Origin of the sequence: Brucella pseudintermedia, assembly GCF_008932435.1 — a bacterium.
GTDB lineage: Bacteria > Pseudomonadota > Alphaproteobacteria > Rhizobiales > Rhizobiaceae > Brucella > Brucella pseudintermedia.
This window is the reverse complement of sequence record NZ_WBWE01000002.1, coordinates 270934-296551: the sequence shown is the minus strand read 5'-3', so window position 1 is coordinate 296551 and position 25618 is coordinate 270934. Positions and strand designations below refer to the sequence as shown.

Sequence of the window (25618 nt, the reverse complement as noted above, 5' to 3'; positions counted from 1 at the left end):
TCTATCCCCTCGTTGATAGGGTGTAGATAATAAGCCTCAACGAGTCGGATCAACCTGTCACTTCTTTCAGAAGAACGCGGTCGAAAAGCAAAAAGGGCAGCCCTTGCTGCCCTTGCAAATAATCGTATAGCCCAACGGGTTACTTGTTCTTTTCAAGCAGAAGCTGAACCAGTTTCTGGTCGACGTCCCCCGTGGGCTTCTGTCCGTTTGCCTTTTGGAACGCGGCAATGGCGGTGCGGGTCTTGCCGCCCATCACGCCGTCGGCTGTGCCGACGTCATAGCCGTTTTTCTGAAGGATGAGCTGGATGTTGCGGACGGCCTTCTTCATATCCACCGAGCCGGTGGTGACCGGTTTGTTTTCAGTCCATGCATCCGGCACGTCGATGGAATTGGTCGCCTGATCGAGCGGCTTTGCCTTCCACAGCTTCACCATATCCTTGGCGCGTTCAAGCTGTTCCGGCTTCAATGCCTTGGCGATCTGGTCGCGCTTGTCGGCGGCATCCTTGTCGCCGGCATTTGCGGCGAGCGAGAACCACTTGTAGCTTTCTTCCAGATTGACCGGCATGCCAAGTCCCTTGGCGGCAAGAATGCCGAGATTGAACTGGCTGTCCTTTACGCCGAGTTCAGCCGCATCGGTGAACCAGCGCACGGCTGACGCATTGTCCGGATTGCCATTGGCGCCGGTTGCGAAAAGCACGGCGAGATTGTGCATCGCGCTTGCATTGCCCTGCTGGGCTGAGAGCTGATACCAGGTCTTGGCCTTGTCCAGATCGCGGGACATGCCAAGGCCCTTTTCGTTGAAGTTGCCGAGGCGATATTGCGCCGGGGCAAAACCCTGACCCGCCGAAATCTCGTACCATTTTGCCGCCTTGGCAAAGTCGGCGGCAACGCCGCGGCCTTCCATGTAACGGTTGCCGATTTCAAAGAGCGCGCGCGCGTCGCCCTTGGCGGCGGCTTCGCGAAGCGCTGCCGGACCGGCTTCTTCCGGAACGGGCGGAATGGGGGTCTCAGATTGGGCGGCAGGTTCAGCCGGAGCCGTTTCCACGGTTTCCACAGGATTGGCGGTCGCTTCGCTGGTTGCTGCGCCGGGCTGTTCGGCCTGCGCGGGGATTTCCACCGCGGCCTGTTGATTCTCTGCCTGCGCAGCTTTTTCCGCGCGCGGTTCCGAGATCGGGGCTGTCGCCGCAGGCGCAGTTTCAGCGGATTGCTCTGGCGTGGGCGTGGCGTTGGAGGTGATCTTGGCGGCAATTTCGTCCGCAGGCGCGGGCGCTATGTCGGCCGCAGCGGTGTCGAGCTGCGTTGGCGCGGTATCGATTGCCGTTTCAACGGGCTCGTCGCGGTTGAGAAAAGCCGAGCCGATCTGCAGGCCGGCCATGGCAATCATCACCGCGCCGATCGCCATCAGGATAGGCTTGCGCTGGCGCTGGATGATGTCGCCGACGGAAGATTTCTTTTTGTTCGTGCGCTTTGCCGCACCCTTCTGAAGCTGCTCGGATTCGGCGGCGGCAAGCTGGGCGGCGCGCCGGGCGGCGGTTATGAAATCCACCTTGCCGTTGGCGGCAAGTGCGGCACCCGCGGCGTCTTCGCGCTGGCGGCGTTCTTCACGCACCCGCTTCATGATCGAATTGAGGTCCGGCATGCCTTCGCCCTCCGGGCGAGGGGACAGGGTCCGTTCCAGCTCCGGTTCTTTACGGGTGATCGCTTCCACGGAAGCCAGCTCGCTGTCGAAGGCAGGGGCGTCGAGCGTCGCATCGAAAGCGCTGGCTTCGAGCGTTTCACTGCCCTTTCCGGCGGGCTTGTCGGCGCGGCGACCGCGCAGCGCCTTTGCGAAACCGCCGAAAAGCGATGATTTTTCAGCTGCTTCGCCCGCGCGCGGATCAACGGGACCGGCTTCGCTCTGGACCGTTGCGAAAGCCGCTTCCGCAGCCGCTGCGGCCGGCGACCGCGGCGCTAGCGGGCGTTGCGGACCAGAACTGGCGAAGGTGTGCTTTTCGCTGTCCGATCGTCCGGCGACATCCTGCTCAAGCCTGGCCAGACGGTCGACAATCTTTACCAGCGTGTCATGGACGGTCTCGAATGTCTTGCCGTTGCGCTCGTCGGAATTGCGCGCCAGGGCCTCGAGCGATTTCATGTCCTCGGCCAGTTGGCGGGCAATCGCGCCATCATTGTGCGATCCGTGTTGCAGAACGCGCGCAACCGCGCTTTCTGCTGCCTCACGCGCGGCATCAAGCACGGTTTCGCGATTGGAGGCGATGGAGCGCTCGATGGATTCGAGGCGCGGCTTCAGTTCCGCGATCTCGGCAACCGGTTGCGCAAGATGTTGGGCGATATTGGCAATCTGGTCCTCAAGGCTGCGGATCGCCTTGGCGTCCAGCCCCGGCCCGTCATAAGCGGGCGCCTGAAGGAGACCCAGTGAAATCTGCTGCGAAAGATCGTCAATACGGCCTTCCAGCGTATGCAGCGCGCTGGGGTCGACATGCTGTGTGGCATATTGCGCATCGAGACGCTCTGTCAGTTCCGCAAAGCGGCGGTCGATCTTGTCCAGAACGGAAGGATGTGGCTCCAGCGACCGGCGCTCGGCTGCTTCGAGCTTCTGGCCGATGGCTTCAAGACGCGCTTCAACGGCGTGATAGTCAGACTGGCTGAGATTTTCCATCACCTTGCCAACCTGATTGGCGAGCAGGTTGATCTGGTGCGCCAGCTGGTCAACGACGCCGTCCGGCAGTGCCGAACCGCTCGAAAGCCCGTCGATACGCGAAGACAGTTCGGCGAGCTTGCGATAGAGCGCGTCGGAGTTCTGCTGCGTTGCCGACATGGCGAGTTGTTCCGCCAGTTCCGCCAGGCGGCCTTCAATCCGCTCCAGCCGGCGCGCGCCGTCCTGATCGGGGCGCTGTGCGCGGCTCGTCGCGATGATGGCGCGGCTGATTTCGTCCAGCCGCTCGTCGATCTGTTGCAGGCGGTCCTGTTCGAGCGCTGCCGCATGTTGCGGGCTCAGCGATTCCTCAATGGAGTTTGCCAACTGGCCGATGCGGTCTTCGATTGCGCTGAGCCGGTTCGACTGCGGCAAGGTGCCGATTGCGTCACGCACCTGTTCAAGCCGCGAGCCGATGGCGTCCAGCGCGGGATCGACAGCGTTATGGCGTTGCTCGAATGCCTCGAAACGGGCGTCGAAGCGGTCCCAGCGATTGTTGAGGCGATGCAGGGTCTCCTCGCGGGCGAGACTCTGGACTGTGCGGTTGAGCTCATCGAGCTGGCGGCGGAGCGCCTGCGCATTGGCCTCGCTGCTGCGGTCTGCGAGATGGCGCACGCTGTCGCTGATGCGTTCAAAGTCGTCGCTTACTCGTTGCGAGAACCCTTCTTCGCTTGCGGCGCGCTGGAGGCGGGTCATTTCGCGGCTGGCGCGGCTGACCTCGACATTCGATGCATAAGGCAGCGGCTCTTCATGGCTTTCGCGCATGCGGCGCAGGTTTTCGGCGATTTCGGCAAGGCCCGTTACGGTTTCGTCCTGATGGCGCGCGGGCTGGCGTTCCGACCGCAGGACGTTGCGCAGATCTGGAGCGTCATCCTGTTCCAGATCCTTCAGGCGCTTTTCAAGGCTTGCCAAGGTGCGATTGAGTTCTTCCATCGCTGTCGAAGGCGCCCGGCGCTCACGGCGGGCGTTCAATTCGTCGATGATGGATCGTGAACCTGACGCCAGATCTGGGTTTGCCATGAGAAATTCACTTTTTCCAATGATAGAGACCGCCGGGGCAAATTTCGCCAACGCAACTGGCAAGAATTTGCTCTGCCTACATTTGTACAAACGTGGTAAACAACTCGTTAATATAGGCGGCTAAGTGAGTGCTTTCGTGGGCGCTGAACAGCGTCCCGCGGTTGAGCGGACCGAAATTGGGTGCCGGACGCAAGCCGGCATGAGGCGGATCAATCAGGCATTGTAGGCGAGGGGATTGCGGCGGCGAATGTAAATCGAAGCTGAGCCACTGACAGCAATGTCAATTTGCGCTGTCATCAACAGTGGTTCCATCGCGCACGGGTGCGGTGACCGGGCGTTTCCGGGGCGGAAACAGGATAGAACATGAGTAAACGGTCTAACGCGCCGGAGCAGGCAGATATGGCGATCGCGGATCTGCTGACCGGTGCAGGTGGTAACGCGCGGAGGGAGAACCAGACAGGCGGTCAGCTATACCGGATCGGTGATCTTGCCGAGGAATTCGACCTGACGTTGCGGGCCTTGCGCTTTTATGAAGACAAGGGATTGCTCAATCCGCGCCGCGCGGGCGTAACGCGGCTTTATGATTTCAACGACCATACAAGATTGCGCCTGATCTTGTTCGGACGCCGCATCGGCTTCACGCTGGGCGAGATGGGGCAATTGATCAGCGTATGGGAAAACGGCATTACCGATCCCGCCGAGACCGAGAGCCTGCGCCGGCGTTTTCAGGAAAAGCTCAACGAGCTTGAGCGGAAGAAGAACGAGATAGACCGTTCCGTCGAGGAACTGCGGGCAGTTCTGGCGCGGATGGCGCGAGCACCAATCTGATTTCGTGACACGCCTCGAAGCCTCGCGCGGGCGATCGCGGAGGTCCTATTGTTTCAGCCTGTCGCATGAAGTGTGCCGCCCGGCGGGAACCTGCACGCGCCAGACCAGTTATTTCAGCCTTGCGACCGATGCGCATCTGGAAAGCGATTTTTCGCATGTGCGTCGAAACGAACCGACAGAGCGCCGATCTGGTCCAGATCGGGTCAAAATTCGCTCTGAAGCGAAAGTGAGGCTGAAAATGAAAAAGGCTCTTGTTCTGACCGCAGCCGTGTTTCTTGCCAGCTCGGGCATTGCGCTGGCGCAAGATCGGGTACTTGTCGAAGTGCCGCAAGCAGCACGTGATTATGTCATCGCAAATCCGTCGGAGCCAGTCGTCATCGAGGGCGAAATCCGCGACGGTTATGTTCTGCCTGACACAATCGCGGTTCACCCGATTCCCGACAATCCGGATTTCGGCTACATCTATGTCAATGGCGAACCGGTGATCGTGTCCATGCAGAACCGTCAGGTCGTCTATTATACCGAGGGTCCGAATGCCGGGCCGCTGGTGCCTAATGAAGTGGTGACCTACATCGAAGCCAACCCCGTCGATCCGGTGGTTATCGAAGGGGAGATCGCTGAGGGCACGGTAATCCCCGAGGACGTTCCACTGGTGGCTGTGCCCGACCAGCCGGCATATTCCTATGTTTATGTGGAAGATCGCCCGGCCCTGATCGATACGCGGACGCGCCGCGTTGTCTGGGTCAAATGAGCCTTGAACGGCTGGAAGAAAGGCGGCGATCCTGCCGCCTTTCGCGCAATTTGAGCTCGTTTCCGCGGCCTGAAGCGCGTTTACGAAGCTGCGAACTTGACCGCAACACCGCGCTGGCGGAAATAGGCCTGCATGAGCTTTCTGCCGGAGCGATTGTTCTGCACCAGTTTGGCCGGGTCAAATATGGCTTCCTTGGAACCCGCGCGCTCCAGGGCGGCTTTCAGCGCTGCGATATGCAAGTCCAGATCAAGATTATCGGCCCGAAGCGATTCATAGATCCGGTCTGTCGCTTCCGCTACGGTTAGTTCACTCACCGCAATACTCCTGTTGTTGACTGGCAGGCGCTTAGCATACTTTCCTCCGGTCCACTATCAGCACTGAACAGGCCTCGACATACAATTTTCCCATCCCGCACGAACTTGTGTAATTTTTGACGTTTACGGAAACGTCAAAGTAGGTTAGCTTCGGCTCCGAATTGGTCGGGTCCGCGCGAAATCCGTGACAGGGTCGGCCAAAAAAGTGGCAAAAAGGGCTGTTTTTCGCAGAAATGCATCCGTTTTTGTTGCAGCATGCGCGCTGTCACAACAATTCGCTATAATGTGACATGCAGGCATGAAACGCGGTTACGGGCTCGTTCCAATCATCGCGGAACGGCTCAGGTGGTGAATTGGAGGATTTCTATGCCGAGCTATCGCGCGCCAGTTGAGGATACGAATTTCGTTCTCAACGACGTTCTGAATTATCAGCGCTATAACAACCTGCCGGGCTTTGCCGACGCGTCGCCCGATGTCGTCGAGGCAATCCTGTCGGAAGGCGCGAAGCTTGCGGAAGGCACCTTGTTCCCGGTCAACCAGACGGCTGATCGCGAAGGCTGCAAGCGTTCACCGGATGGCTCGGTCACCACGCCGAAGGGTTTTAAGGAAGCCTATAATCTCTATCGTGAAGGCGGTTGGCTCGGTCTTGCCGTGCCGGAGCAATATGGCGGGCAGGGGCTGCCTTATCTGCTGCACACCGCGGTCGGCGAGTATATGTCTTCGGCCAATATGGCGCTGACCATGTATCCGGGCCTGACGCAGGGCGCGATTGCCGCGATCCTGACCCACGGCACCGACGAGCAGAAGGACACCTATCTGCCGAAGATGGTGGAAGGCACCTGGACCGGCACGATGAACCTGACTGAGCCGCATTGCGGCACCGATCTGGGGCTTCTGCGCACCAGCGCCACGCCGCAGGAAGACGGCAGCTACAAGATTTCCGGTCAGAAGATTTTCATCTCGGCCGGCGAGCACGACATGTCGGAAAACATCATCCATCTGGTGCTGGCCCGTATCGACGGCGCGCCGGAAGGGGTGAAGGGCATTTCGCTGTTCATCGTGCCGAAGTTCATTCTGGATGAAAATGGCAATCCGGGCACCCGCAATGGCGTTTCCTGCGGCTCCATCGAAGAAAAGATGGGCATTCACGGCAATGCCACCTGCGTCATGAATTATGACGAGGCGACCGGCTATCTGATCGGCGAAGCCCACAAGGGCCTGCGCGCCATGTTCACCATGATGAACGAAGCGCGTCTCGGTGTGGCCTTGCAGGGGCTTTCGATTGCCGAAACCGCTTACCAGAATGCCGTAATCTATGCGCGTGAGCGCATCCAGGGCCGTGCGCTGTCGGGTGCAAAGGAGCCGGAAAAGAAGGCCGATCCGATCATCGTCCATCCGGACGTGCGCCGCAATCTCATGAATATCCGTGCTTTCAACGAAGCCGGTCGTGCGCTTATCCTCTGGATCGCGCTTCATTCCGATATTGCCCACCGCGCAGGCGACGAGGCCGAGCGTCAGGCCGCAGACGACCTGGTCGGCCTGCTGACGCCGGTTCTGAAGGGTGTTCTGACCGACAAGGGTTTTGAGCACGCCGTTATGGCGCAGCAGGTCTTTGGTGGCCACGGCTATATCGAAGAACACGGCATGAGCCAGTATGTGCGCGATGCACGCATCGCCATGATCTATGAGGGTGCGAACGGCATTCAGGCGCTCGATCTGGTTGGCCGCAAGCTGGCGCTGAACGGCGGACGCGCCATCACCGCTTTCTTCAAGGAAGTGGGCGAATTCTGCGAAACCAACCGCGAGAACGAAAAGCTCTCCTTCTTCACCAAGCATCTGAAGAAGGGCCTTAACGACCTTCAGGCCGCAACCATGTGGCTGATGCAGAATGCAATGGCCAAGCCCGACAATGCGGGTGCGGCGTCCAACGATTACATGCATCTCTTCGGTCTGGTGGCCCTCGGCTATATGTGGGCGCGCATGGCCAAGGTCGCGGAAGAAAAGCTGGCCGCAGGCGAAGGCAACAAGCAATTCCTCGAAGCAAAGCTCGTCACCGCGCGCTATTATTTCGAGCGGATCATGCCGGAAAGCGCGGCGCATCTGGCCCGCATCCAGTCGGGTGCGGACAGCATGATGGCGCTTAACGCGGACACATTCTGAGGCTTTTTGATTTGAGCCGGTGCCGGGGGCACCGGCGGGCCAAATTTGGCTGGAAGGAGCAAACATGGCTGAGGCTTATATTTACGATCACGTGCGCACGCCGCGCGGGCGCGGCAAGAAAGACGGGTCCCTGCACGAAGTGCCTGCCGTTCGTCTGGGCGCGAAGGTTCTGGAATCCTTGCGTGACCGAAACGGCATCGACACCGCCAAGGTAGACGACATTATTTTCGGCTGCGTCGATCCGGTCGGCGAAGCTGGCGCGGTCATTCCGCGTTCTGCCGCTTTCGAAGCCGGTTACGACTTCAAGGCGCCGGGCATGCAGATTTCGCGCTTCTGCGCTTCGGGCCTCGATGCGATCAATCTGGCTGCGGCCAAGGTCGCTTTCGGTTCCGACGATCTGGTGATTGCTGGCGGCGTGGAAAGCATGTCGCGCGTTGGCATGGGCATGTCGGGCGGCGCCTGGTATATGGACCCTTCGGTCGGTTTTCCGGGCTATTTCATGCCGCAGGGCGTTTCCGCCGACCTGATCGCCACCAAATATGGTTTCAGCCGCGATGACGTCGATGCCTATGCTGTCGAAAGCCAGAAGCGCGCCGCCAAGTCATGGGAAAAGGGCTACTTCAAGAACTCGGTCATTCCGATCAAGGACCAGAACGGCCTGACCATTCTCGATCATGACGAACATATGCGCCCGTCAACCGACATGCAGGCGCTGGGCCAGCTCAATCCGTCCTTTGTGATGCCGGGCGAAATGGGCGGCTTCAATGCCGTCGGCATTCAGGCCCATCCGGAAATCGAAACGGTCAACCACGTCCACCATGCCGGCAATTCGTCGGGCATCGTCGATGGCGCTGCCGGTGTGCTGGTCGGCTCCAAGAAGGCGGGCAAGGCATTCGACATCAAGCCGCGCGCCCGCATTCGCGCTTTCGCGAATATCGGCTCCGAACCGGCGCTCATGCTGACCGGCCCGGTCGATGTGACGGAAAAGCTGCTGAAGCAGGCCAAGATGAAGATTTCCGACATCGACCTGTTCGAACTCAACGAAGCCTTTGCCGCTGTTGTGCTGCGTTACATGCAGGCTTTCGATATTCCGCACGACAAGATCAACGTCAATGGCGGGGCCATCGCCATGGGCCATCCGCTCGGTGCGACTGGTGCGATGATCCTCGGTACGGTGCTGGATGAGCTGGAACGCCGCGATCTCAATACCGCTCTGGTGACCTTGTGCATCGGTGCCGGCATGGGTACGGCGACGATCATCGAGCGCGTGTAAAGGGGAGGCTTGGACAATGGCTTATGTAAATTTCAAGGTTGAAACCGACGCTGACGGCATTGCTCTCGTTACCTGGGACATGCCGGAAAAGTCGATGAACGTCTTCACCGTCGAGGCGATGCAGGAACTGAACGCCATCATCGATGCGACGACTGCTGACGAGAAGGTCAAGGGTGTTGTTATAACATCCGGCAAGGAAAGCTTCTCTGGCGGTGCGGACCTGACCATGCTGGAAGGCATGTTCAAGGAATTCCAGAAACAGAAGGCCAAGGACCCGCAGGGCGCGGTCCAGACGCTGTTTGAAAATGTCGGCAAGATGAGCGGCTTGTTCCGCAAGCTTGAAACCTGCGGCAAGCCGTGGGTTTCGGCCATCAACGGCACCTGCATGGGCGGCGCGTTTGAAATGTCGCTCGCCTGCCATGCCCGCGTGGCATCCGATGCGCCGGGCGTGAAGATGGCCCTGCCGGAAGTGAAGGTCGGCCTGTTCCCCGGTGCTGGCGGCACGCAGCGCGTTCCGCGCCTTGCCAATCAGCAGGACGCGCTCCAGATGATGACGACGGGTTCGAGCCTGACCGCGCAGCGCGCCAAGGCGATGGGTCTGGTCACGGAAGTTGCGCCAGCGAAGAAGCTGGTCGAAACCGCAAAGAAGCTCATCAAGGGCGGTCTCAAGCCGGTGCAGCCGTGGGATGAAAAGGGCTTCAAGCTGCCGGGCGGCGCGATCTATTCGGCTGCGGGTGCAAACCTTTGGCCTGCCGCAACGGCAATCCTGCGCCGCGAAACCTCCGGCAATTATCCGGCGGCACTCGCTATCCTGAAATCGGTTTATGAGGGCCTTCTGGTTCCTTTCGATACCGGCCTCAAGATTGAGCAGCGCTATTTCACCGAAATCCTCCAGACGACCGAAGCGGGCATGATGATCCGCTCGCTCTTCGTGTCGCTGCAGGAGCTGAACAAGGGCGCACGCCGTCCGGCGGATGAAAAGCCGACCAAGCTCAAGAAGATCGGCGTCATCGGCGCGGGCTTCATGGGTGCTGGCATCGCCTATGTCACCGCCAAGGCAGGCATTCCGGTCGTGCTCATCGACCGCGATCAGGAATCTGCCGACAAGGGCAAGGCGCATACGGCAGACCTCATCGCCAAGGAAATGCAGAAGGGCCGCGCTACGGAAGCGGATAAGGAAAAGCTCCTGTCGCTCATCACCGCGACGCCGGATTATGCACTTCTCGAAGGCGCTGATCTTGTGATCGAAGCCGTGTTCGAGGACCGCGAAGTCAAGCGCGTCGCGACCGAGAAGGCCGAGGAAGTTCTGAAGTCTTCGGCGATCTTCGCGTCCAACACCTCGACCTTGCCGATCACCGGCCTTGCAAAAGTGTCGAAGCGTCCGAAGAACTTCATCGGCATTCATTTCTTCTCGCCTGTCGACAAGATGATGCTGGTGGAAGTGATCCTCGGCAAGAAGACCTCCGACAAGGCGCTGGCTGTCGCCCTTGATTACGTTCGCGCGATCAAGAAGACACCAATTGTCGTCAACGACACGCGCGGCTTCTACGTCAATCGCTGCGTGCTGCGCTATATGTCGGAAGCCTACAATATGCTCGTTGAAGGCGTTCCTGCCGCGATGATCGAAAATGCCGCCCGCATGGCCGGCATGCCGGTCGGTCCGCTGGCGCTCAACGACGAAACGGCCATCGACCTGTCGCAGAAAATCCTGAAAGCAACGCTTGCCGATCTGGGCGAGAAGGCTGTCGATCTGCGCCATGTGGAACTGGTGGACAGGCTTGTCAACGAGTTCGACCGCAAGGGCCGCAAGAACGGCAAGGGCTTCTACGACTATCCGGCAAAGCCTGCCAAGAAGCATCTGTGGCCGGGCCTGAAAGACCTCTATCCGCAGCAGAACCCGGACAAGATCGACGTGAAGGAGCTTAAAGAGCGCTTCCTCGTCACCATCGCTCTGGAAGCTGCCCGCGTGATGGAAGAAGGCATCGTCACCGATCCGCGTGAAGCCGATGTCGGCTCCATCCTCGCCTTCGGTTTCGCGCCTTATACGGGCGGCACGCTTTCCTATATCGACGGCATGGGCGCGAAGAAATTCGTCAAGCTCGCCAAGGAATTGCAGAAGAAATACGGCCAGCAGTTCAAGGCGCCGAAGCTTCTGCTCGACATGGCCGAGAACGGTGAAAGCTTCTATCAGCGCTTCAACCCGTACAAGACGGAAACGAAGAAGGCAGCTTAAGCGCAATTCTTCGCAAGAACATGGGGCGCGGCATGTTTCATGCCGCGCTTTTGTTTGCGCTTCCCGGCACTGCTGAATTGCACCCCACGCGAATAAGAAAATTTTCCCTGTCAATTCAGCCGTCTTGCGCAATTCGCGCTTTTTCGATAGGTTGAAGCTGAAGATGGGACAGAAAATTAGGTTTAAAATCCTTTAAAGCATATCTCCTGACGGGGCTGTTCAGGAAGATATGTCGGAACCTGCGTGGCGGATCATGACTATGTTTTCTCACGAGAGCGTGTGGGCGGCCATTGATGCTTTGGCCGAACGCCATTCCCTCAGCGCGTCCGGCTTGGCGCGCCGTGCGGGGCTGGACCCCACGACCTTCAACAAATCCAAACGCTATGCCGCCGATGGACGCGCGCGCTGGCCTTCGACGGAATCACTCGCCAAGGTGATGGAGGCAACCGGTTCGACCTTCGATGAATTCACACGGCTCATTCAGGGTGAAAACCGCACGCCGCAATTCGGAGACTATACGCAGGACATGCAGTCGATCCCGCTGCTTGGCATGGCCGAAGCGGGGGCGGGCGGCTATTTCGACGATGCCGGTTTTCCGGCAGGGCAGGGCTGGGACATCGTGGAATTTCCCGCCAGCACGGGAGAAGGCGTGTATGCGCTGGAGGTTTCGGGCGACTCCATGTTGCCCCTTTACCGCGATGGCGATACGCTGATCGTTGCACCCAATGCCGCCATTCGCCGGGGCGATCGGGTGGTGGTGCGAACGAAGGACGGAGAAGTGATGGCCAAGATCCTGCACCGCCAGACACCGCGAACAATTGAGCTTCATTCGCTCAATCCCGAACATCCGAACCGCATTTTCGAGTCGAGGGATATCGAATGGGTCGCCCGCATTTTGTGGGCGAGCCAGTAATGGCGCAATCGCAGGACAGAAGCCATGCGCGCGCCGTTTTCGGCGGACTGGCGGGACTGACAGGCACGGTTCTGGTCGCGGCCTTCGTGGCGCCGTTCTATGGCGCGCTGGACCGTCCGGTTGTCGTCATCGATTCCGGTGACGCACAGACGAAGTCCGGTACAGGCAACGGCATCGTCGTCGAACAGTTCGACTATAACGAGCCGGGAACCTCGCCTGAAACCGGCAATACGCCGGAGGGAACGCCATCGCAACAGGGGCAGACTGGTCCCACCGATAGTCAGGCGTCGAAGCCGGGCCAACCAAACGATCAGGCTGATGATGGAGATATGGAACGCGAAGCGCCGCGCCCGCCGCTGAGCGATCTCGGCCTTGCTTCCACACCCAAACCGCCGGAGCCACCGGCACCGGCCACGCCTGTCGATGCGGGCGAGCAGATGCAGCTTTTGCAGCGTCCTGTCGCCGTGGCCGCAGGTCGACTGGAAAGCCAGGGCCGCACGATCGAGTTGCAAGGCATTGAAATCGTGCCCGTTGAACAAACCTGCCAGACCGCTTCCGGCGAAAGCTGGCCGTGCGGCATGCAGGCGCGCACTGCCTTCCGGCAGTGGCTGCGTTCCCGCGCTATCATGTGCCGCCTGCCCGAAAATGACAGCGGTGCGGCGGTCGCGACCGAATGCACGCTTGGCAATGAAGATGCCGCCGCGTGGCTGGTCACCAATGGCTGGGCAAAGGCTGTCCCCGGCAGCGCCTATGAGGAGGCAGGCCGCAAGGCCGTGGAAGCACGCCTTGGGATTTTCGGCGACAAGCCTGATACGTCTCTGCCCAATCCGGAACCCGGCAGCAGCGATATGATGGATAATCCTTCGCCGCTGGCCCCGGAACCGGAACCGCAGCCGTCTTCGCCGTCCCCGCAGCCGCTGGACGGTTTTCCACCCGCGCCACCCGCACAATAGAACGAGACGAACTTGCGCATTTCCAATGATTTAAGCAAAACAGGAAATGCTCCAAGTCAAACCATTGTCCCGCTCAGGCGGCAACCGAGCCTTATCCTACCGTGTCGAAAGGTCGGGCTTGAGCTTTCTGGACCCTCGTCCTTCGACAGGCTCAGGGATGATGCGACGCTTCGCTCTGCGCGTCGGTGAGGCTGTGCAAGACAATAAGGGCGGCTCGAAGCCGCCCTTATTTTTAATTTCATTGCTCAGGGGCAGAGCGTGCCTTACGCCAGTTCGCCAGCCAGCGCCTTTTTGATCAGTGCGCGGGTTTCATCGATGCCGTAAAGCGCGACGAATGAGCCGAAACGTGGTCCGCGCTCCTGACCGATCAGCACTTCATAGAGCATCTGGAAGAAGGAAACCGAAACGCCGGGGCCACCTTCCGGGCTCTTCTTGCTGTGGTCCTGATAGCGCTCGATGGCGCGGGCGACATCGAGAATAGCGTTCTGGATGTCATTGCCATCGGTGCCAGAAGGCAGGGTTGCAAGCTTCGCATCCAGCGCTTCGAGTGCGCCGCGTTCCACATCGTCCGGTGCGCGGAACTGCTTGGTCGGCTTCACGAAATCGTTGAAGTAACGGATCGCATAGCCGACGAGCGCGTCGAGTTCGGGATTGTTTTCCGGCGTGACGCCCGGCACGTGCCGCGAGATGAAGCCCCACAGTACAGAGGGATTTTCGGCATTCGATGCACTGACCAGATTGAGCATCAGCGCAAAAGTGACCGGCAGGTTCACCTTCGGCGGATTGCCGTAATGAATGTGCCAGACCGGATTGTTCAGCCGATCCTTCCATTCCTGACGCTCAAAGGCCGAAAGATAGCTGAAATATTCGTCCACTGCCTTCGGGATGACATCGAAATAGAGCCGCTTGGCGGTCTTCGGCTTCTGGAAATTGTAAAGCGCAAGGCTTTCGGTCGGCGCATAGGCCAGCCATTCGTCGATGGAAATGCCGTTGCCCTTGGACTTGGAAATCTTCTGGCCAAGCTGGTCTAGGAACAGTTCATAGACGAAATGTTCGGGCGCGCGCCCGCCGAGGATTTCGCAGATGCGGTCATAAACGCCCGCATTGGTCTGATGATCCTTGCCGAACATTTCGAAATCGACGCCAAGCGCCGCCCAGCGCATGCCGAAATCCGGCTTCCATTGCAGCTTCACATTGCCGCCCGTGACGGACAGGGTGGTCTCAACGCCGTCCTCATCGTCAAAGGTGATTGTGCCAGCCTTGGCATCCACGCGCTTCATCGGCACGTAAAGCACGCGGCCGGACTTGGGCGAAATCGGCAGGAACGGGCTGTAGGTCGCCTGGCGCTCTTCGCCCAATGTCGGCAGCATTACTTTCATGATGTCGTCATAGCGCTCGACGGCCTTGAGCAGCACGGCATCGAACTTGCCCGACTTGTAATAGTCGGTGGCACTCGCAAATTCGTAGTCGAAGCCGAAAGTGTCGAGGAACCGGCACAGCATGGCGTTGTTATGGTCGGCAAAGCTCTTGTAATCGCCGCCGAACGGGTTCGGGACGGCGGAAAGCGGCATTTGCAGATAGGGTTCGAGGGCTGCCCTGTCCGGCACATTGTCCGGGATCTTGCGCATGCCGTCGAGATCGTCGGAAAAGCAGATGAGGCGTGTCTTGACCTTGTCTTCGGTCAGGACGCGGAACGCATGGCGCACCATGGAGGTGCGCGCCACTTCGCCAAACGTGCCGATATGCGGCAGGCCGGACGGGCCATAGCCGGTCTCGAAGATCACCGTTTCGGGCAGGCCGGTCTTCTCGTAGCGCTTGAGGATTTTCTTCGCTTCTTCAAAGGGCCATGCTTTCGCTTCCGCAGCCGCCGCGGTCAGTTCCGGGGTCAGCGTGATTTCGGGAAGGCGGTGCGAAGTCATGATTTGATCCTGATATCCTGTGAAGGGCTTTATTCTTTGAAAACGATGCGCGAAATGCGCGCCCCTGCTCTATGGCGCGGCAACCCCGTGCCGTCAACGGTCAGCGCCGAATTTCCTTGCGTAACCGCGTGAGGCTTCCTAATTTTCCCGTCAATTCCAATGAAATGATGATTCCGATCATGCTGTACAGGAGTAGCCCGATGAAAAAGATCACGCCGCAGGATGCGCTCGTCTACATCATGATCACAACTTCTGCGGCAGACACGACAATGACCGATGCCGAACTGTCGTCCATTGGCAATGTCGTTTCCCGCCTGCCGGTCTTTCACGGTTTTGACAAGGAGCGCCTGCCGAAACTCGCCAGCGACTGCTATGCGCTTCTGGCGGATGAGGACGGGCTGGAAAAAATCCTCGATCTCGCGCATGACGCATTGCCGGAGCGCCTCTATGACACGGCCTATGCGCTGGCCGTCGAGGTGGCTGCCGCTGATCTGCATGTGGAGCAGGAAGAGCTTGAATTCCTCCAGATGCTGCGTGACCGCTGGACGCTGGATGAACTGACCGTTGCCGCCATCGAGCGCAGCGCCCGCGTGCGCTTCCGCAAGCTCGATCCTGCTGTCTAGAACAACATTCCTGCTTCCGGACATGCAAAACGGGCGGAAAATCCGCCCGTTTCTATTTGTTCGGGAAAATCAGCACACGACGGGGAGCAGTCGTGCCTTGCGCCTTTCCAAGGCCGCACGCATGATGCGCGCAGCTTCTGCGAATGTAGGCGTTTCCTTCCAGTGTTCGGCATGAATGATACCGGTCGGAACGATATCTTTCAGCGCTTCCAGCGTGTGGCGCGGCACCATATCGGTGCAGTTCCACAGGCGGCGGAAAACGACGCTGATCCGTGTCACCTTGCCGTTGACCTGAACGGACGGCTCGGTCGTTTCGAGTGTCCAATTCTCATAGGCATCGACTGCATCCTGAAATGCATGATGCAGATAGATCGGTGCGTGACCGTCATGAAGCGGGGGCAGCAAACTCGACATTTCTGTTTCCTCTCTTCCAATATGGTTCAATTTTGGAACGCATCCCGAAATGTGTGAAACGGTGTTCGGAACAGGACGCGCGGTAAAATGCACTTCAAACAAGAGTCATGAATTGCTCTTCAGCGGTCTATGTGTGCCGTGCGAAAGGGAAGTTCACGAAGTACGACAACACATAATTAACCATGATCTACGGAGGGAACCCCGTTTGACAAGAGGCGATTTTCTTTAATTCAGATTTTAACGGAAAAATAATTCAAACGCATAGGTTGAATTACTGCAAAGGCAAGCTAGCCAATCTTTGAAATATTATTTTTACTTGACGGTTACAAATGCCGGAAAGCGAAGTGTTTTTCGGCATTTATTGTCACCGTAACAGATTTTGATCCTGTCATTTGAAGGTGACTGATATAGAAATGCGAACTAACCGACATGAGATCGCGAGGCACGGGATATGGCGCAACTGGTTCTGTCGCGCAGGGCTTTTCTGGCGGGATCGACCGCTTTGGCTGCTGTTGCCGTCTGGCCGCGAGGGTCGAAGGCGGCAAGTCATGCGCAGAAAGGCGGGCGGCTGGTCGTGGCCGCGGATTCAGAGCCGCGCAATCTCAATCCGGCTATCGTGGCATCCAACGGCGTCTTCTTCGTCGCAAGCAAGGTGATCGAGCCTCTGGCGGAAGCGTCCTTCGAGGGCGAAAACGGTCTCGCTCCGCGGCTTGCCACAGGCTGGGAGGGTTCCGCTGACGGGCTGACGGCGACGTTCCACTTACGCGATGGCGTCAAATGGCATGACGGCAAGCCATTCACATCGGCGGATGTGGCCTTTTCGGCGATGGAAGTCTGGAAACCGCTGCAAAATCTTGGCCGTGTCGTGTTCAAGGCGCTGGACAAGGTGGAAACGCCGGATGATCTCACGGCTATCTTCCATTTCTCCGAGCCAACGCCTTTCCAGCTTGTTCGCAATGCCCTGCCGGCGCTGACCGCGGTGCTGCCGAAACACGTTTTTGCAGGCACCGACATCATGGCCAATCCGGCCAATGAAAAGCTCGTTGGCACAGGCCCGTTCAAATATGCCGAGCACAAGACCGGCGAATATTACCGGCTGGCGCGCAACGACGATTATTGGGGCGAAGGCGAGCCCCATCTGGACGAGATCATCTATCGTGTACTGCCGGATCGGGCGGCAGCGGCGGGTGCGCTGGAGGCGGAAGAGATCGACCTCGCCGCCTTTTCCGCCGTGCCGCTTGCCGATCTGGACCGCATCTCGAAAGTTCCGGGCCTTACCGTCATCTCCAAGGGCTATGAGGCGCTGACCTATCAGCTGGTGGTGGAGATCAACCATCGCCGCAAGGAGCTGGCGGACCTGAAGGTCAGGCAGGCAATCGCGCACGCCATCGACCGCGATTTTGTGGTGAAGACGATTTTCCTTGGCTATGCCAAGTCCTCGACCGGTCCCGTGCCGCGCTATGACAGCCAGTTCTATACCGATGACGTGCCGTCCTATCCGTTCGACGTCGCAAAGGCGAATGCGCTGCTGGACGAGGCCGGTTACAAGCGAGGCAAGGACGGCACGCGCTTCACGCTCAGGCTTCTTCCTGCGCCTTATTTCAACGAAACCAAGCAGTTCGGCGATTATCTGCGGCAGGCGCTTGCCGCCATCGGCATCGATGCGCGCATCGTCAACAATGATTCCGCTGCGCATCAGAAGGCGGTTTATACCGACCATGATTTCGATCTGGCCATCGCGCCCACGGTTTATCGCGGCGATCCGGCCATATCGACCACAATTCTGGTGGAAAGCGGCATCCCCGCAGGCGTGCCGTTCTCCAATCAGGGCGGCTATGCCAATGGGGAACTGGACGCGCTGATCGCCAAAGCGGCGCGTGAGATCGATGAGAAAAAGCGCACGGCGCTCTATCATCAGTTCCAGCAGATGGTGGAGGCGGATTTGCCGCTCATCAATGTCGCGGAATGGGGTTTCATCACGGTTGCCAGCGACCGGGTGAAGAATGTTTCCAACAATCCGCGCTGGGCTGTTTCCAATTGGGCGGATACCTGGCTGGAACAGTGACGAACCTCCCGGATTGATTGTATCCTGCCATTGTGAAACAGATTCTGGCCCTTTTCCGCAAACGACTGGCCGGCAGCATTATCGTGCTGCTGATTGTCATTGTCGGCTGCTTTTTCATGTTGGAAAGCGCGCCGGGCGATGCCGTCGACGCCTATGCCGTGACATTCGGCGGCGATGCGGCGACGATTGCGGAAATGCGGGCGCGCTGGGGGCTGGATCAGTCGGTCTGGCATCGGCTCGGGGCCTATCTGGCCGCGCTTGCGCAGGGTAATCTCGGCTGGTCCGTCAGTTTCAACCGGCCCATTCTTGATATTATACTGGAACGTCTGCCCAACACGCTGCTTCTGATGGGCGCGGCGACAGCCTTGTCTTTTGCCGTGGGGTCTCTCCTCGGTATCGTTGCCGGTGCCAGACCCGGAAGCTTTCGCGACCGGTTCCTTTCCGTGGCATCGCTGGTCCTTTATGCGATCCCCGGTTTCTGGCTGGCGCTCGTGCTGGTCATCCTGTTTTCGATCCGGCTGCGCTGGCTGCCGTCGAGCGGCATTGAAACAATCGCCTCCGGCAAGCACGGGCTGGCGCGGGCAGGCGACATTGCCGTTCATCTGGTGCTGCCGGTCGTTTCGCTGGCGGTCATCTATCTGGCGCTTTACCTGCGGGTGATGCGCGCCGCCATGGCCGATATATGGCGCATGGATTTCGTGCGGGCCTTGCGGGCAAGGGGTATTTCGCATTCGCGCATTGTCCTGCGCCATGTGGCGCGCAATGCATTTCTGCCGCTTGTGACCGTGCTTGGCTTGCAGGCCGCATCCATGCTCGGCGGCAGCGTGGTGATCGAAAGCGTCTTCGCGGTGCCGGGGCTGGGACGGCTGGCGCAGGAGGCCGTCGCAAGCCGCGACACGCCGCTTCTGCTCGGTGTTATTCTGGCCAGCGCTATCATGGTGATCGTGGTCAATTTCCTGATCGACCTGATCTATCTCTGGCTCGACCCGCGTATCGCGACCGGAGGCGGCAGGGCGTGAGTCACTCGAAACGTTATTTTAGAACGGGTGAAGGTATAACGGGCGCAATCCTGCTGGCCCTGCTTGTGCTCGCGGCACTTATCGCGCCTCTACTCTTTCCCGGCGATCCGTTAAGCATTGTCTCGACGCCGCTGGTACAACCTTTTGAAAATACCGACTTTATTTTCGGAACAGACCGGCTTGGACGCGATGTCTTGTCCGGGATTTTCTATGGTGCGCGCACCTCGCTTCTCGTCGGGCTGGCTGCGGCCCTGGCTTCGATCATTCTCGGCAGCATCGTCGGAACGCTGGCCGGTTTTGCGGGCGGTATCGTCGATGAAGTGCTGATGCGTATCACCGAAGCCTTCCAGACCGTTCCGGGTTTCCTGCTGGCGCTGGCTCTGGTCAGCATTGCCGGGCCGTCGCTGCCGGTGCTGATCGCCGCAATCGCCCTTTCAAGCTGGACGCAGGCGGCGCGCCTCACACGCGGGCAGGTGCTTTCCATCCGCGAAAGCGACTATGTGGCGTCAGCCCGCGTCATCGGCATGCATCCCATGGAAATCGCTTTTCGCCAGATTTTACCCAATGCCCTGCCGCCGGTGCTGGCGCTGGCGCCTGTCATCGTCGCTTCAGCCATTTTGATCGAAGCGGCCTTGTCCTTTCTGGGCCTCAGCGATCTCAACCGCGTGAGCTGGGGCGGCATGATCGCCGAAGGGCGCGCGGTCCTGCGGTCCGCGCCATGGCTTTCCATCCTGCCGGGGCTGGCGCTGGCATTGACTGTCGTTGGCGTCTATCTGACGGGCGAAGGGCTGACGAATAGTCTGTCGCGGCGCGAGGTGCAGTCATGAGCAGCCTTGTCCGCCTTGAAAAACTCTCCGTATCCTACGGCAGCGAACCCGCGCTGGAGAATATCGATCTCGATATAGGGAAGGGCGAAACGCTGGCGATCATTGGTGAAAGCGGCTCGGGCAAAAGCACGCTGGCGCTGGCCTTGGCCTCGCTCCTGCCGGGCAATGCACGCCTGTCGGGCAACTTCCACTGGGCGGATGGCAAGCCGAGACCGGGGCGCGACATAGGCTTCGTGTTTCAGGACCCGGCATCGAGCTTCGATCCGCTGATGACGGTCGGCGCGCAGCTTGTCGAGACTATTCGCGCCCATGCGAACATCGACAGGCTGGCGGCGAAAACCAAAGCAATAAGCCTTTTGCAGCGTGTCCATATTCCGCAGCCGGAGGCCAGCTTCGCACGCTATCCGCATCAGTTTTCCGGCGGGCAGAAGCAACGCATCGCGATTGCGCTCGCCATTGCCGCCAGTCCGCGCCTGCTGATCGCGGACGAGCCGACAAGCGCGCTCGATACGATTGTCCAGAAGGAGATTGTCTCGCTCCTGCGCGAATTGGTGCGCGAAGACGGCATGACGCTGATCTTCATCACCCATGACATCGCTTTGGCATCGGGACTGGCCGACCGCATTGCTGTTTTCCGTCGGGGAAAGCTGGTGGAACTCGGCCCGGCACGAAATATCGTCTCCAACCCGCAAACGGATTATACAAAAGCGCTCATTGCCGCTGTGCCGGTGCTGGAGGCGGCCCATGGCTGAGCCGCTTTTGAAAGCTGACGATCTCATCCTGCGCTATGGCGACACCCCCGCGCTCAATGGCGTCAGCCTCGCGATTGAGCGCGGCGAAACGCTGGCGCTGGTGGGGCCGTCAGGCAGCGGCAAGTCCACGCTGGCGCGCGCGGTTTTGCGGCTTCACCCGCTTGAAAGCGGCGCAATCCGCTTTGAAGGCAGCGACTGGCTGGCGCTCAACGGTGCCGAACTTCGCAAGGCACGGGCGCGCATGCAAATGGTGTTTCAGGACCCGCTTTCAGCCTTCAATCCGCGTGCGAGCGTTCATGATCTTTTGCGCGAGCCGCTGCGCATTCACGGGCTGAAGCGCGATATTGCTAGCCTTCTGCAAACGGTCGGGCTCGATCCGGCGCTGGCGCGGCGCGGCGTTCATGAGATTTCCGGCGGGCAGCGCCAGCGTGTGGCGATTGCACGCGCGCTTGCAACCAAGCCGTCGCTGGTCGTGCTGGACGAGGCGGTTTCGGCGCTCGATGTCACTGTGCGCAGCGCCATTCTCAACCTGTTGCGGGACCTACAGAAAACCGAGCGGACGGCCTATCTCTTCATCACGCACGATCTGGCGGTTGCGGCACAGATGGCGGATCGCATCGCGGTGATGGAGCGCGGGCGGATTGTCGAATGCCGCCCCACGCAGGAATTGATAACGGCACCGCAAGCGCCTGTCACACAGGCGCTGATCGAAGCGGTGCCGCGTCTGTTTGTTTAAGCCTTGCCCAGTTCCACCGAACGCTTGCGGGCAGCTTCCACGGCTTCCGCAACCAGCGTCTTGAGGCGGTCGCCGCCCATCAAAACCTCAAGCGCCGCCGCCGTGGTGCCGTTCGGGCTTGTCACCTGTTCGCGCAGTTTTGACGGCGTGTCGGTGCTGGCATCTGCCAGAGCGCCAGCGCCCATCACCGTTTGCATGGCAAGCAGTGCCGCCGTTTCACGCGGCAGGCCAGCCGTCACACCGGCCTCAGTCAGCGCCTCGATGAAGTGGAACACATAGGCCGGGCCGGAACCTGAAACGGCAGTCACGGCATCCATCAGCGCTTCATCGTTCACGCTTGCGACCTTGCCGGATGTTTCAAGCAGGCGCGCGATAAAAGCTTCGTCTTCATCGCTTACATTGGCGTTCTTGTAGGTAACGAGCATTCCCTTGCCGATGGCGGCGGGCGTGTTGGGCATGCAGCGCAGCACGGCTGCGTCCTGACCGAGTTGGCTTTCAAAAAGCGCGACCGGAATGCCTGCTGCGACGCTGACGAAAGTGGCAGCGGATGCAAAACGCTTATAGGCAGGCAGAACCTGTGCCATGACCTGCGGCTTGACGGCCACGAGAACCATGCGCGGCTTCAGATCGCCGGGCAGGGCGTCAGCATCGGCAAAGGCATGGACGCCAGCGCCAGCAGCGCGATCGCGAAGCGCTTCCGTCGGCTCCACGACGTAAACGTCCTTCGCCTTGAGGATGCCGCTATCGAGCCAGCCCTTGAGCATGGCGAAGCCCATATTGCCGCAACCGACCAGAATTACCGTGTCATGCATATTGATCGTTCCACCCTTGGAGTTCGTTTGGAGCATGGTATAGCGCCGCCTCGCCGCGCTGTGCAAGCATATGCGGCCTATCCACGTGTTTCTAAGGTTAAATCATTGATCCACCAGCCTGTATCGCGCAGTATGAGCCGGAATTGAGTGGATTTTCGGAGGGGACGAATGGACGCGGCTTTGACAACGGGCGTGCCGCCAGCCGAAGCTTTTGGCCATGTCCGCATCATCATAGGCATGATCCTCGGCCTGTGCGTTTCCCGCCTTCTGACGGGGCTGGCGCGGTTCATCCAGCATCCCGGCAAGCAGAGGATTTATCCCGTCCATCTGGCGTGGGTCGGTTTCATCCTGCTTTCGGTCATTCATTTCTGGTGGTTCGAGTTCGGCTTGCGAACCATTCAGCTCTGGACTTTCGAGAAATATCTCTTCGTGATCTTTTATGCCGGCCTTTATTTCCTGCTCTGCACGCTGCTCTTTCCCGACAGCATGGAGGAATATACCGGCTACCGCGATTACTTCATTTCCCGGCGCAAGTGGTTCTTCGGCATTCTGGCCTTGGTCTATGTGGCCGACTTCATCGATACGCTGTTGAAAGGCGCCGATCACTACCGGGTTTACGGGATCGAATATCCCATTCAGGTTGCCTGCTTCATCCTGTTCAGCCTGATCGCCGTGTTATGGGACAACAGGCGCTATCATGCGGTTTTTGCGGCCGTTGCGCTGGTTTACCAGATCACGTTCACCCTGCGCCACTTCGCGACCTTGAGTTAGAGCATTTTCGAGCCAAAAGTGTGAAACGTCTACGCGGGGAAATCAGTTCATTGGACTGATTTCTTATCCCGCTTCGATGCGTTGGATAATGCGGCAAAACAAATGGATAGAGCGGCTCTGTTTTCACCGGAACCGCTTTACGACTGTCGCTCTGCATTGCGCCGGGTTTCACCGTCCACGATTTCGCGGAACTGGCGCAGCAGCGGGTGGCGGGCGGTCTGCCTGACGCCGTAGCCCAGATTGAAAGCATAGTCGAAATCCGGCGGGTTCAGCCCGATATTGTGCTGCAGCATGGTCTCAAGCTTGTCGAAGCCCTTGGCGAATATCGCTTCCGGTGAACTGCCTTCGTTATAGTCCGCCCAAAGCTCCATGATTTCGTTACGCAGATCATCCGGCAGCGGCGCGCACAGTGTCAGGAGATCGGCTCTTTCACGCGCGGCGCGCCCGTCATCGGCGGATTGATGGATGGCAGGTACGTCGCCGGAAATCGCCTCGCCCAGATCGTGGACGATGCACATCTTGATGAGTTTCAGCCGGTCGCAATCGCCCAGTTCCCGGTCGAACAGCGACACCAGCAGGCAAAGCCGCCAGCTATGTTCGGCGGTACTTTCCGGTCGGCCTTGGGAGGTATGACCGGAACGTAACGTGCTTTTCAGCCGTTCCGCATTCTGGATAAATCGGATGATGCCGCTAAGCCGGTCTGGATCGATGGCGTATTCCGCTTCGGCGTTCACGCTGGCCTCCTGATTTATCTGCGTGAATCAACGCATATAATTGCAATTTTAACGGTTTATTTGCCATGATAAATATTAATCTGGATCAATAACTTCGGTGCAAGCGGGACGGAACGATGGTGGAGAAGGACACAAGGGCAAGACGTACGGCTGCCCGCCCGCTGCTGGCCTATGCGCCGGAATTTCTTGAGCCGGTTCCCTCGTCCCGCCTTTTCCAGAATGACGAAGAGCGCGAACATCAAAGGCGCCGCGAGGAATTGCTTCGCCGCAAGCAGGAACTGTTGGAAGCCGGATACGCGGGCGCGATTGATCCGAAGGCCGATATGCAAAGCCGGATGCACGCCGTGCGTGACGCATTGCAGGCCAATCTCGACAGCGCGGCGGCGAGCGCGCAACCTGCGGCGGATGCTTCCGCGAAGCCTGAAAGCGAGCCGGTGAAATTGCCTCGCCGGAAGCGGCGTTGGGGGCTTCTGGCCGGTTTCACGCTACTGGGCGGAATTGTTGCAACAACATATGCCTTTCTCGTGCCGCCCCAATATGCGGCGACGGCTTCCATGCAGGTTTTTCCGCCCGAACGGCGCAGCGAAATTGCCTCGAATGTTGTTCTGGAACGTGCTGCGCAGTTGGCGCGCATAACGCGCGCGGAGGATCTGGGCCGGCCTTCACTTCAGGAGGAATTGCGCGCCCGCCTCAACAGGTTGCTGCCTGAGGATTTGCAAAGGCCAGCGTCAAAGGCCTCCGGTGTTGATTTGCTGCGCCAGCGCCTCGATTTCACGCAGGCGCTCGACAGCGGCACGGTGAATGTCGAGGCTACAGCAGACAGGCCGGAAACGGCGGCGCTTCTGGCCAATGCGGTTGCGCAGGCGTTTCGCGATCATCTGCAAGGCGGCGCTCCATTGAGCGCGGCTGAAGGCGATCTTCCGGCGCGCCTGCAAAGTCTGGAGGCGGATGCCGAAGCGGCGCGACAGGCGGCAACGGCCTTTCGTGTCAGCCGCGACTTTGGCAATGACGACAACAAGGCCGCCCTTCAACGCGAGTTTGCCTACAGCAAGGCCGAGACAGCGCGGATCGCCGCGGAGGCAAACCGCCTGAATGGAGCGAATGCCGCGAGCCTTGTCCGCGAAGGCGTGCCGGAAAGCATGCGTTCCGGTCCACTTGGCGCGCTGGTGGAGCGCTATCGCGCCGCAGGGCAGGGGACCGAAGCAAAGCAAATCGAGGCGGAGATCGACAAGGAGATTTCCAGCCAGCGCAGCGCCTTGCAGGCCGATCTTAAGAATGCGGTCGAACGCGAGCAGAAAGCCGCCGCCGCCATTGCCGGTTTCGGCTCCGCACCCGCGACGGATGAAGACAAGGCCCGCCTGCAAATGCTTGAGCGCGATGCAGCGGCAAAGCAGGCGCTGTTTGAAGATTTGCAGATGCGCGCGGCGCGGGGTGAGCCTGCCTCGACCGGCTCGGCGGCGACAGTGCGGATTGTCGCGCCTGCCATTGCTGAACCGCACCCGCGCAGTCTCCCGCCGCAATGGATCATCGCTGTCGGATTTGGGGGCGGTTTCCTTCTGGGTCTCCTTTCCATGGCGCTGGCCGGTCGCGAGCCCCGCCCGTCATCAAAGGCGGAGGCCGAGCCGGAAGAGGTTCTCGAAACCTATGGCGAGACCCGTCTTGCCGCCGTGATCCGCGAAGCCAATGCGCGCTGGGAAGCCGAGAATGACGGTGCCAGCCGACCCCGGGAAAATTCGGCCATCGGTCGCGCCATCGATGAGGTGCGTTCATCCCGCGCCTCGCGGCTCTGACATCTGAAATTTCATAAAA

The 25618-nt window shown here is 59.5% G+C and carries 21 protein-coding genes; 15 read left to right on the top strand and 6 right to left on the bottom strand.

Annotated features, from left to right (window positions below):
* Positions 1 to 139: 139 nt before the first annotated feature.
* Positions 140 to 3712 carry a peptidoglycan-binding protein gene (locus F9K78_RS03915; RefSeq protein WP_121982030.1) on the bottom strand — a complete coding sequence of 1191 codons (3573 nt, stop codon included), beginning with the start codon at positions 3710 to 3712 and terminating at the stop codon, positions 140 to 142.
* A gap of 363 nt (positions 3713 to 4075) precedes the next feature.
* Between F9K78_RS03915 and F9K78_RS03910 the strand changes: the two genes are divergently transcribed.
* On the top strand, positions 4076 to 4540 hold the full coding sequence (locus F9K78_RS03910; protein ID WP_121982029.1) for a MerR family transcriptional regulator: 465 nt from the start codon (positions 4076 to 4078) through the stop codon (positions 4538 to 4540).
* 238 nt (positions 4541 to 4778) lie between these two features.
* Positions 4779 to 5291 carry a DUF1236 domain-containing protein gene (locus F9K78_RS03905; protein ID WP_121982053.1) on the top strand — a complete coding sequence of 171 codons (513 nt, stop codon included), beginning with the start codon at positions 4779 to 4781 and terminating at the stop codon, positions 5289 to 5291.
* A gap of 80 nt (positions 5292 to 5371) precedes the next feature.
* Here the strand turns inward: F9K78_RS03905 and F9K78_RS03900 are convergent, their stop codons facing one another.
* A complete protein-coding gene (locus tag F9K78_RS03900) occupies positions 5372 to 5605 on the bottom strand; it encodes a hypothetical protein (protein WP_121982028.1) in 234 nt (77 codons plus the stop codon).
* Between the two features lie 366 nt (positions 5606 to 5971).
* Here F9K78_RS03900 and F9K78_RS03895 point away from each other — a divergent pair, with 366 nt between their 5' ends.
* The 5 genes from F9K78_RS03895 (at position 5972) to F9K78_RS03875 (ending at position 13137) form a co-directional block, all read left to right on the top strand.
* Entirely contained in the window at positions 5972 to 7765 is a 1794-nt protein-coding gene (locus F9K78_RS03895; protein WP_121982027.1) for an acyl-CoA dehydrogenase C-terminal domain-containing protein, read from the top strand.
* A gap of 64 nt (positions 7766 to 7829) precedes the next feature.
* Entirely contained in the window at positions 7830 to 9038 is a 1209-nt protein-coding gene (locus tag F9K78_RS03890) for an acetyl-CoA C-acetyltransferase (protein ID WP_112587095.1), read from the top strand.
* A 16-nt stretch (positions 9039 to 9054) separates the two neighbouring features.
* The gene (locus F9K78_RS03885; protein WP_121982026.1) at positions 9055 to 11271 is read left to right on the top strand and encodes a 3-hydroxyacyl-CoA dehydrogenase NAD-binding domain-containing protein; all 2217 of its coding nucleotides are present in this window, start codon (positions 9055 to 9057) and stop codon (positions 11269 to 11271) included.
* A gap of 259 nt (positions 11272 to 11530) precedes the next feature.
* On the top strand, positions 11531 to 12184 hold the full coding sequence (locus F9K78_RS03880) for a S24 family peptidase (protein ID WP_121982025.1): 654 nt from the start codon (positions 11531 to 11533) through the stop codon (positions 12182 to 12184).
* Positions 12184 to 13137, top strand: coding sequence for a thermonuclease family protein (locus F9K78_RS03875; RefSeq protein WP_121982024.1), 954 nt, complete (start codon positions 12184 to 12186; stop codon positions 13135 to 13137). The genes F9K78_RS03880 and F9K78_RS03875 overlap by 1 nt, the downstream gene beginning before the upstream one ends.
* 263 nt (positions 13138 to 13400) lie before the next feature.
* On the opposite strand, the gene F9K78_RS03870 is transcribed toward F9K78_RS03875, so the two are convergent.
* Positions 13401 to 15056, bottom strand: coding sequence for a lysine--tRNA ligase (locus F9K78_RS03870; RefSeq protein ID WP_121982023.1), 1656 nt, complete (start codon positions 15054 to 15056; stop codon positions 13401 to 13403).
* A gap of 200 nt (positions 15057 to 15256) precedes the next feature.
* Between F9K78_RS03870 and F9K78_RS03865 the strand changes: the two genes are divergently transcribed.
* The gene (locus F9K78_RS03865; protein ID WP_121982022.1) at positions 15257 to 15679 is read left to right on the top strand and encodes a tellurite resistance TerB family protein; all 423 of its coding nucleotides are present in this window, start codon (positions 15257 to 15259) and stop codon (positions 15677 to 15679) included.
* A gap of 69 nt (positions 15680 to 15748) precedes the next feature.
* Here the strand turns inward: F9K78_RS03865 and F9K78_RS03860 are convergent, their stop codons facing one another.
* On the bottom strand, positions 15749 to 16093 hold the full coding sequence (locus F9K78_RS03860; protein WP_121982021.1) for a BRA0787 family protein: 345 nt from the start codon (positions 16091 to 16093) through the stop codon (positions 15749 to 15751).
* Positions 16094 to 16544: 451 nt separating this feature from the next.
* On the opposite strand from F9K78_RS03860, the gene F9K78_RS03855 reads away from it, so the two are divergent.
* The 5 genes from F9K78_RS03855 to F9K78_RS03835 are packed head-to-tail and all read left to right on the top strand — an operon-like array spanning position 16545 to position 21492.
* The gene (locus F9K78_RS03855) at positions 16545 to 18158 is read left to right on the top strand and encodes an ABC transporter substrate-binding protein (protein ID WP_121982020.1); all 1614 of its coding nucleotides are present in this window, start codon (positions 16545 to 16547) and stop codon (positions 18156 to 18158) included.
* 17 nt (positions 18159 to 18175) lie between these two features.
* The gene (locus F9K78_RS03850) at positions 18176 to 19177 is read left to right on the top strand and encodes an ABC transporter permease (protein WP_121982019.1); all 1002 of its coding nucleotides are present in this window, start codon (positions 18176 to 18178) and stop codon (positions 19175 to 19177) included.
* Entirely contained in the window at positions 19174 to 20004 is an 831-nt protein-coding gene (locus tag F9K78_RS03845; RefSeq protein ID WP_121985266.1) for an ABC transporter permease, read from the top strand. Before F9K78_RS03850 ends, F9K78_RS03845 begins: the two co-directional genes overlap by 4 nt.
* On the top strand, positions 20001 to 20756 hold the full coding sequence (locus F9K78_RS03840) for an ABC transporter ATP-binding protein (RefSeq protein ID WP_151682049.1): 756 nt from the start codon (positions 20001 to 20003) through the stop codon (positions 20754 to 20756). Before F9K78_RS03845 ends, F9K78_RS03840 begins: the two co-directional genes overlap by 4 nt.
* Positions 20749 to 21492: an ABC transporter ATP-binding protein gene (locus F9K78_RS03835; RefSeq protein WP_121982016.1), complete on the top strand. Its 744-nt coding sequence runs from the start codon at positions 20749 to 20751 to the stop codon at positions 21490 to 21492. Before F9K78_RS03840 ends, F9K78_RS03835 begins: the two co-directional genes overlap by 8 nt.
* Here F9K78_RS03835 and proC read toward each other — a convergent pair.
* A complete protein-coding gene (gene proC / locus F9K78_RS03830) occupies positions 21489 to 22304 on the bottom strand; it encodes a pyrroline-5-carboxylate reductase (RefSeq protein WP_121982052.1) in 816 nt (271 codons plus the stop codon). The genes F9K78_RS03835 and proC overlap by 4 nt on opposite strands.
* A gap of 168 nt (positions 22305 to 22472) precedes the next feature.
* Here proC and F9K78_RS03825 point away from each other — a divergent pair, with 168 nt between their 5' ends.
* Positions 22473 to 23075: a hypothetical protein gene (locus F9K78_RS03825; protein ID WP_121982015.1), complete on the top strand. Its 603-nt coding sequence runs from the start codon at positions 22473 to 22475 to the stop codon at positions 23073 to 23075.
* Between the two features lie 137 nt (positions 23076 to 23212).
* Here the strand turns inward: F9K78_RS03825 and F9K78_RS03815 are convergent, their stop codons facing one another.
* The gene (locus tag F9K78_RS03815; protein WP_121982013.1) at positions 23213 to 23809 is read right to left on the bottom strand and encodes an HD domain-containing protein; all 597 of its coding nucleotides are present in this window, start codon (positions 23807 to 23809) and stop codon (positions 23213 to 23215) included.
* Between the two features lie 116 nt (positions 23810 to 23925).
* Here F9K78_RS03815 and F9K78_RS03810 point away from each other — a divergent pair, with 116 nt between their 5' ends.
* The gene (locus F9K78_RS03810) at positions 23926 to 25599 is read left to right on the top strand and encodes a GumC domain-containing protein (RefSeq protein ID WP_121982012.1); all 1674 of its coding nucleotides are present in this window, start codon (positions 23926 to 23928) and stop codon (positions 25597 to 25599) included.
* Positions 25600 to 25618 lie beyond the last annotated feature (19 nt).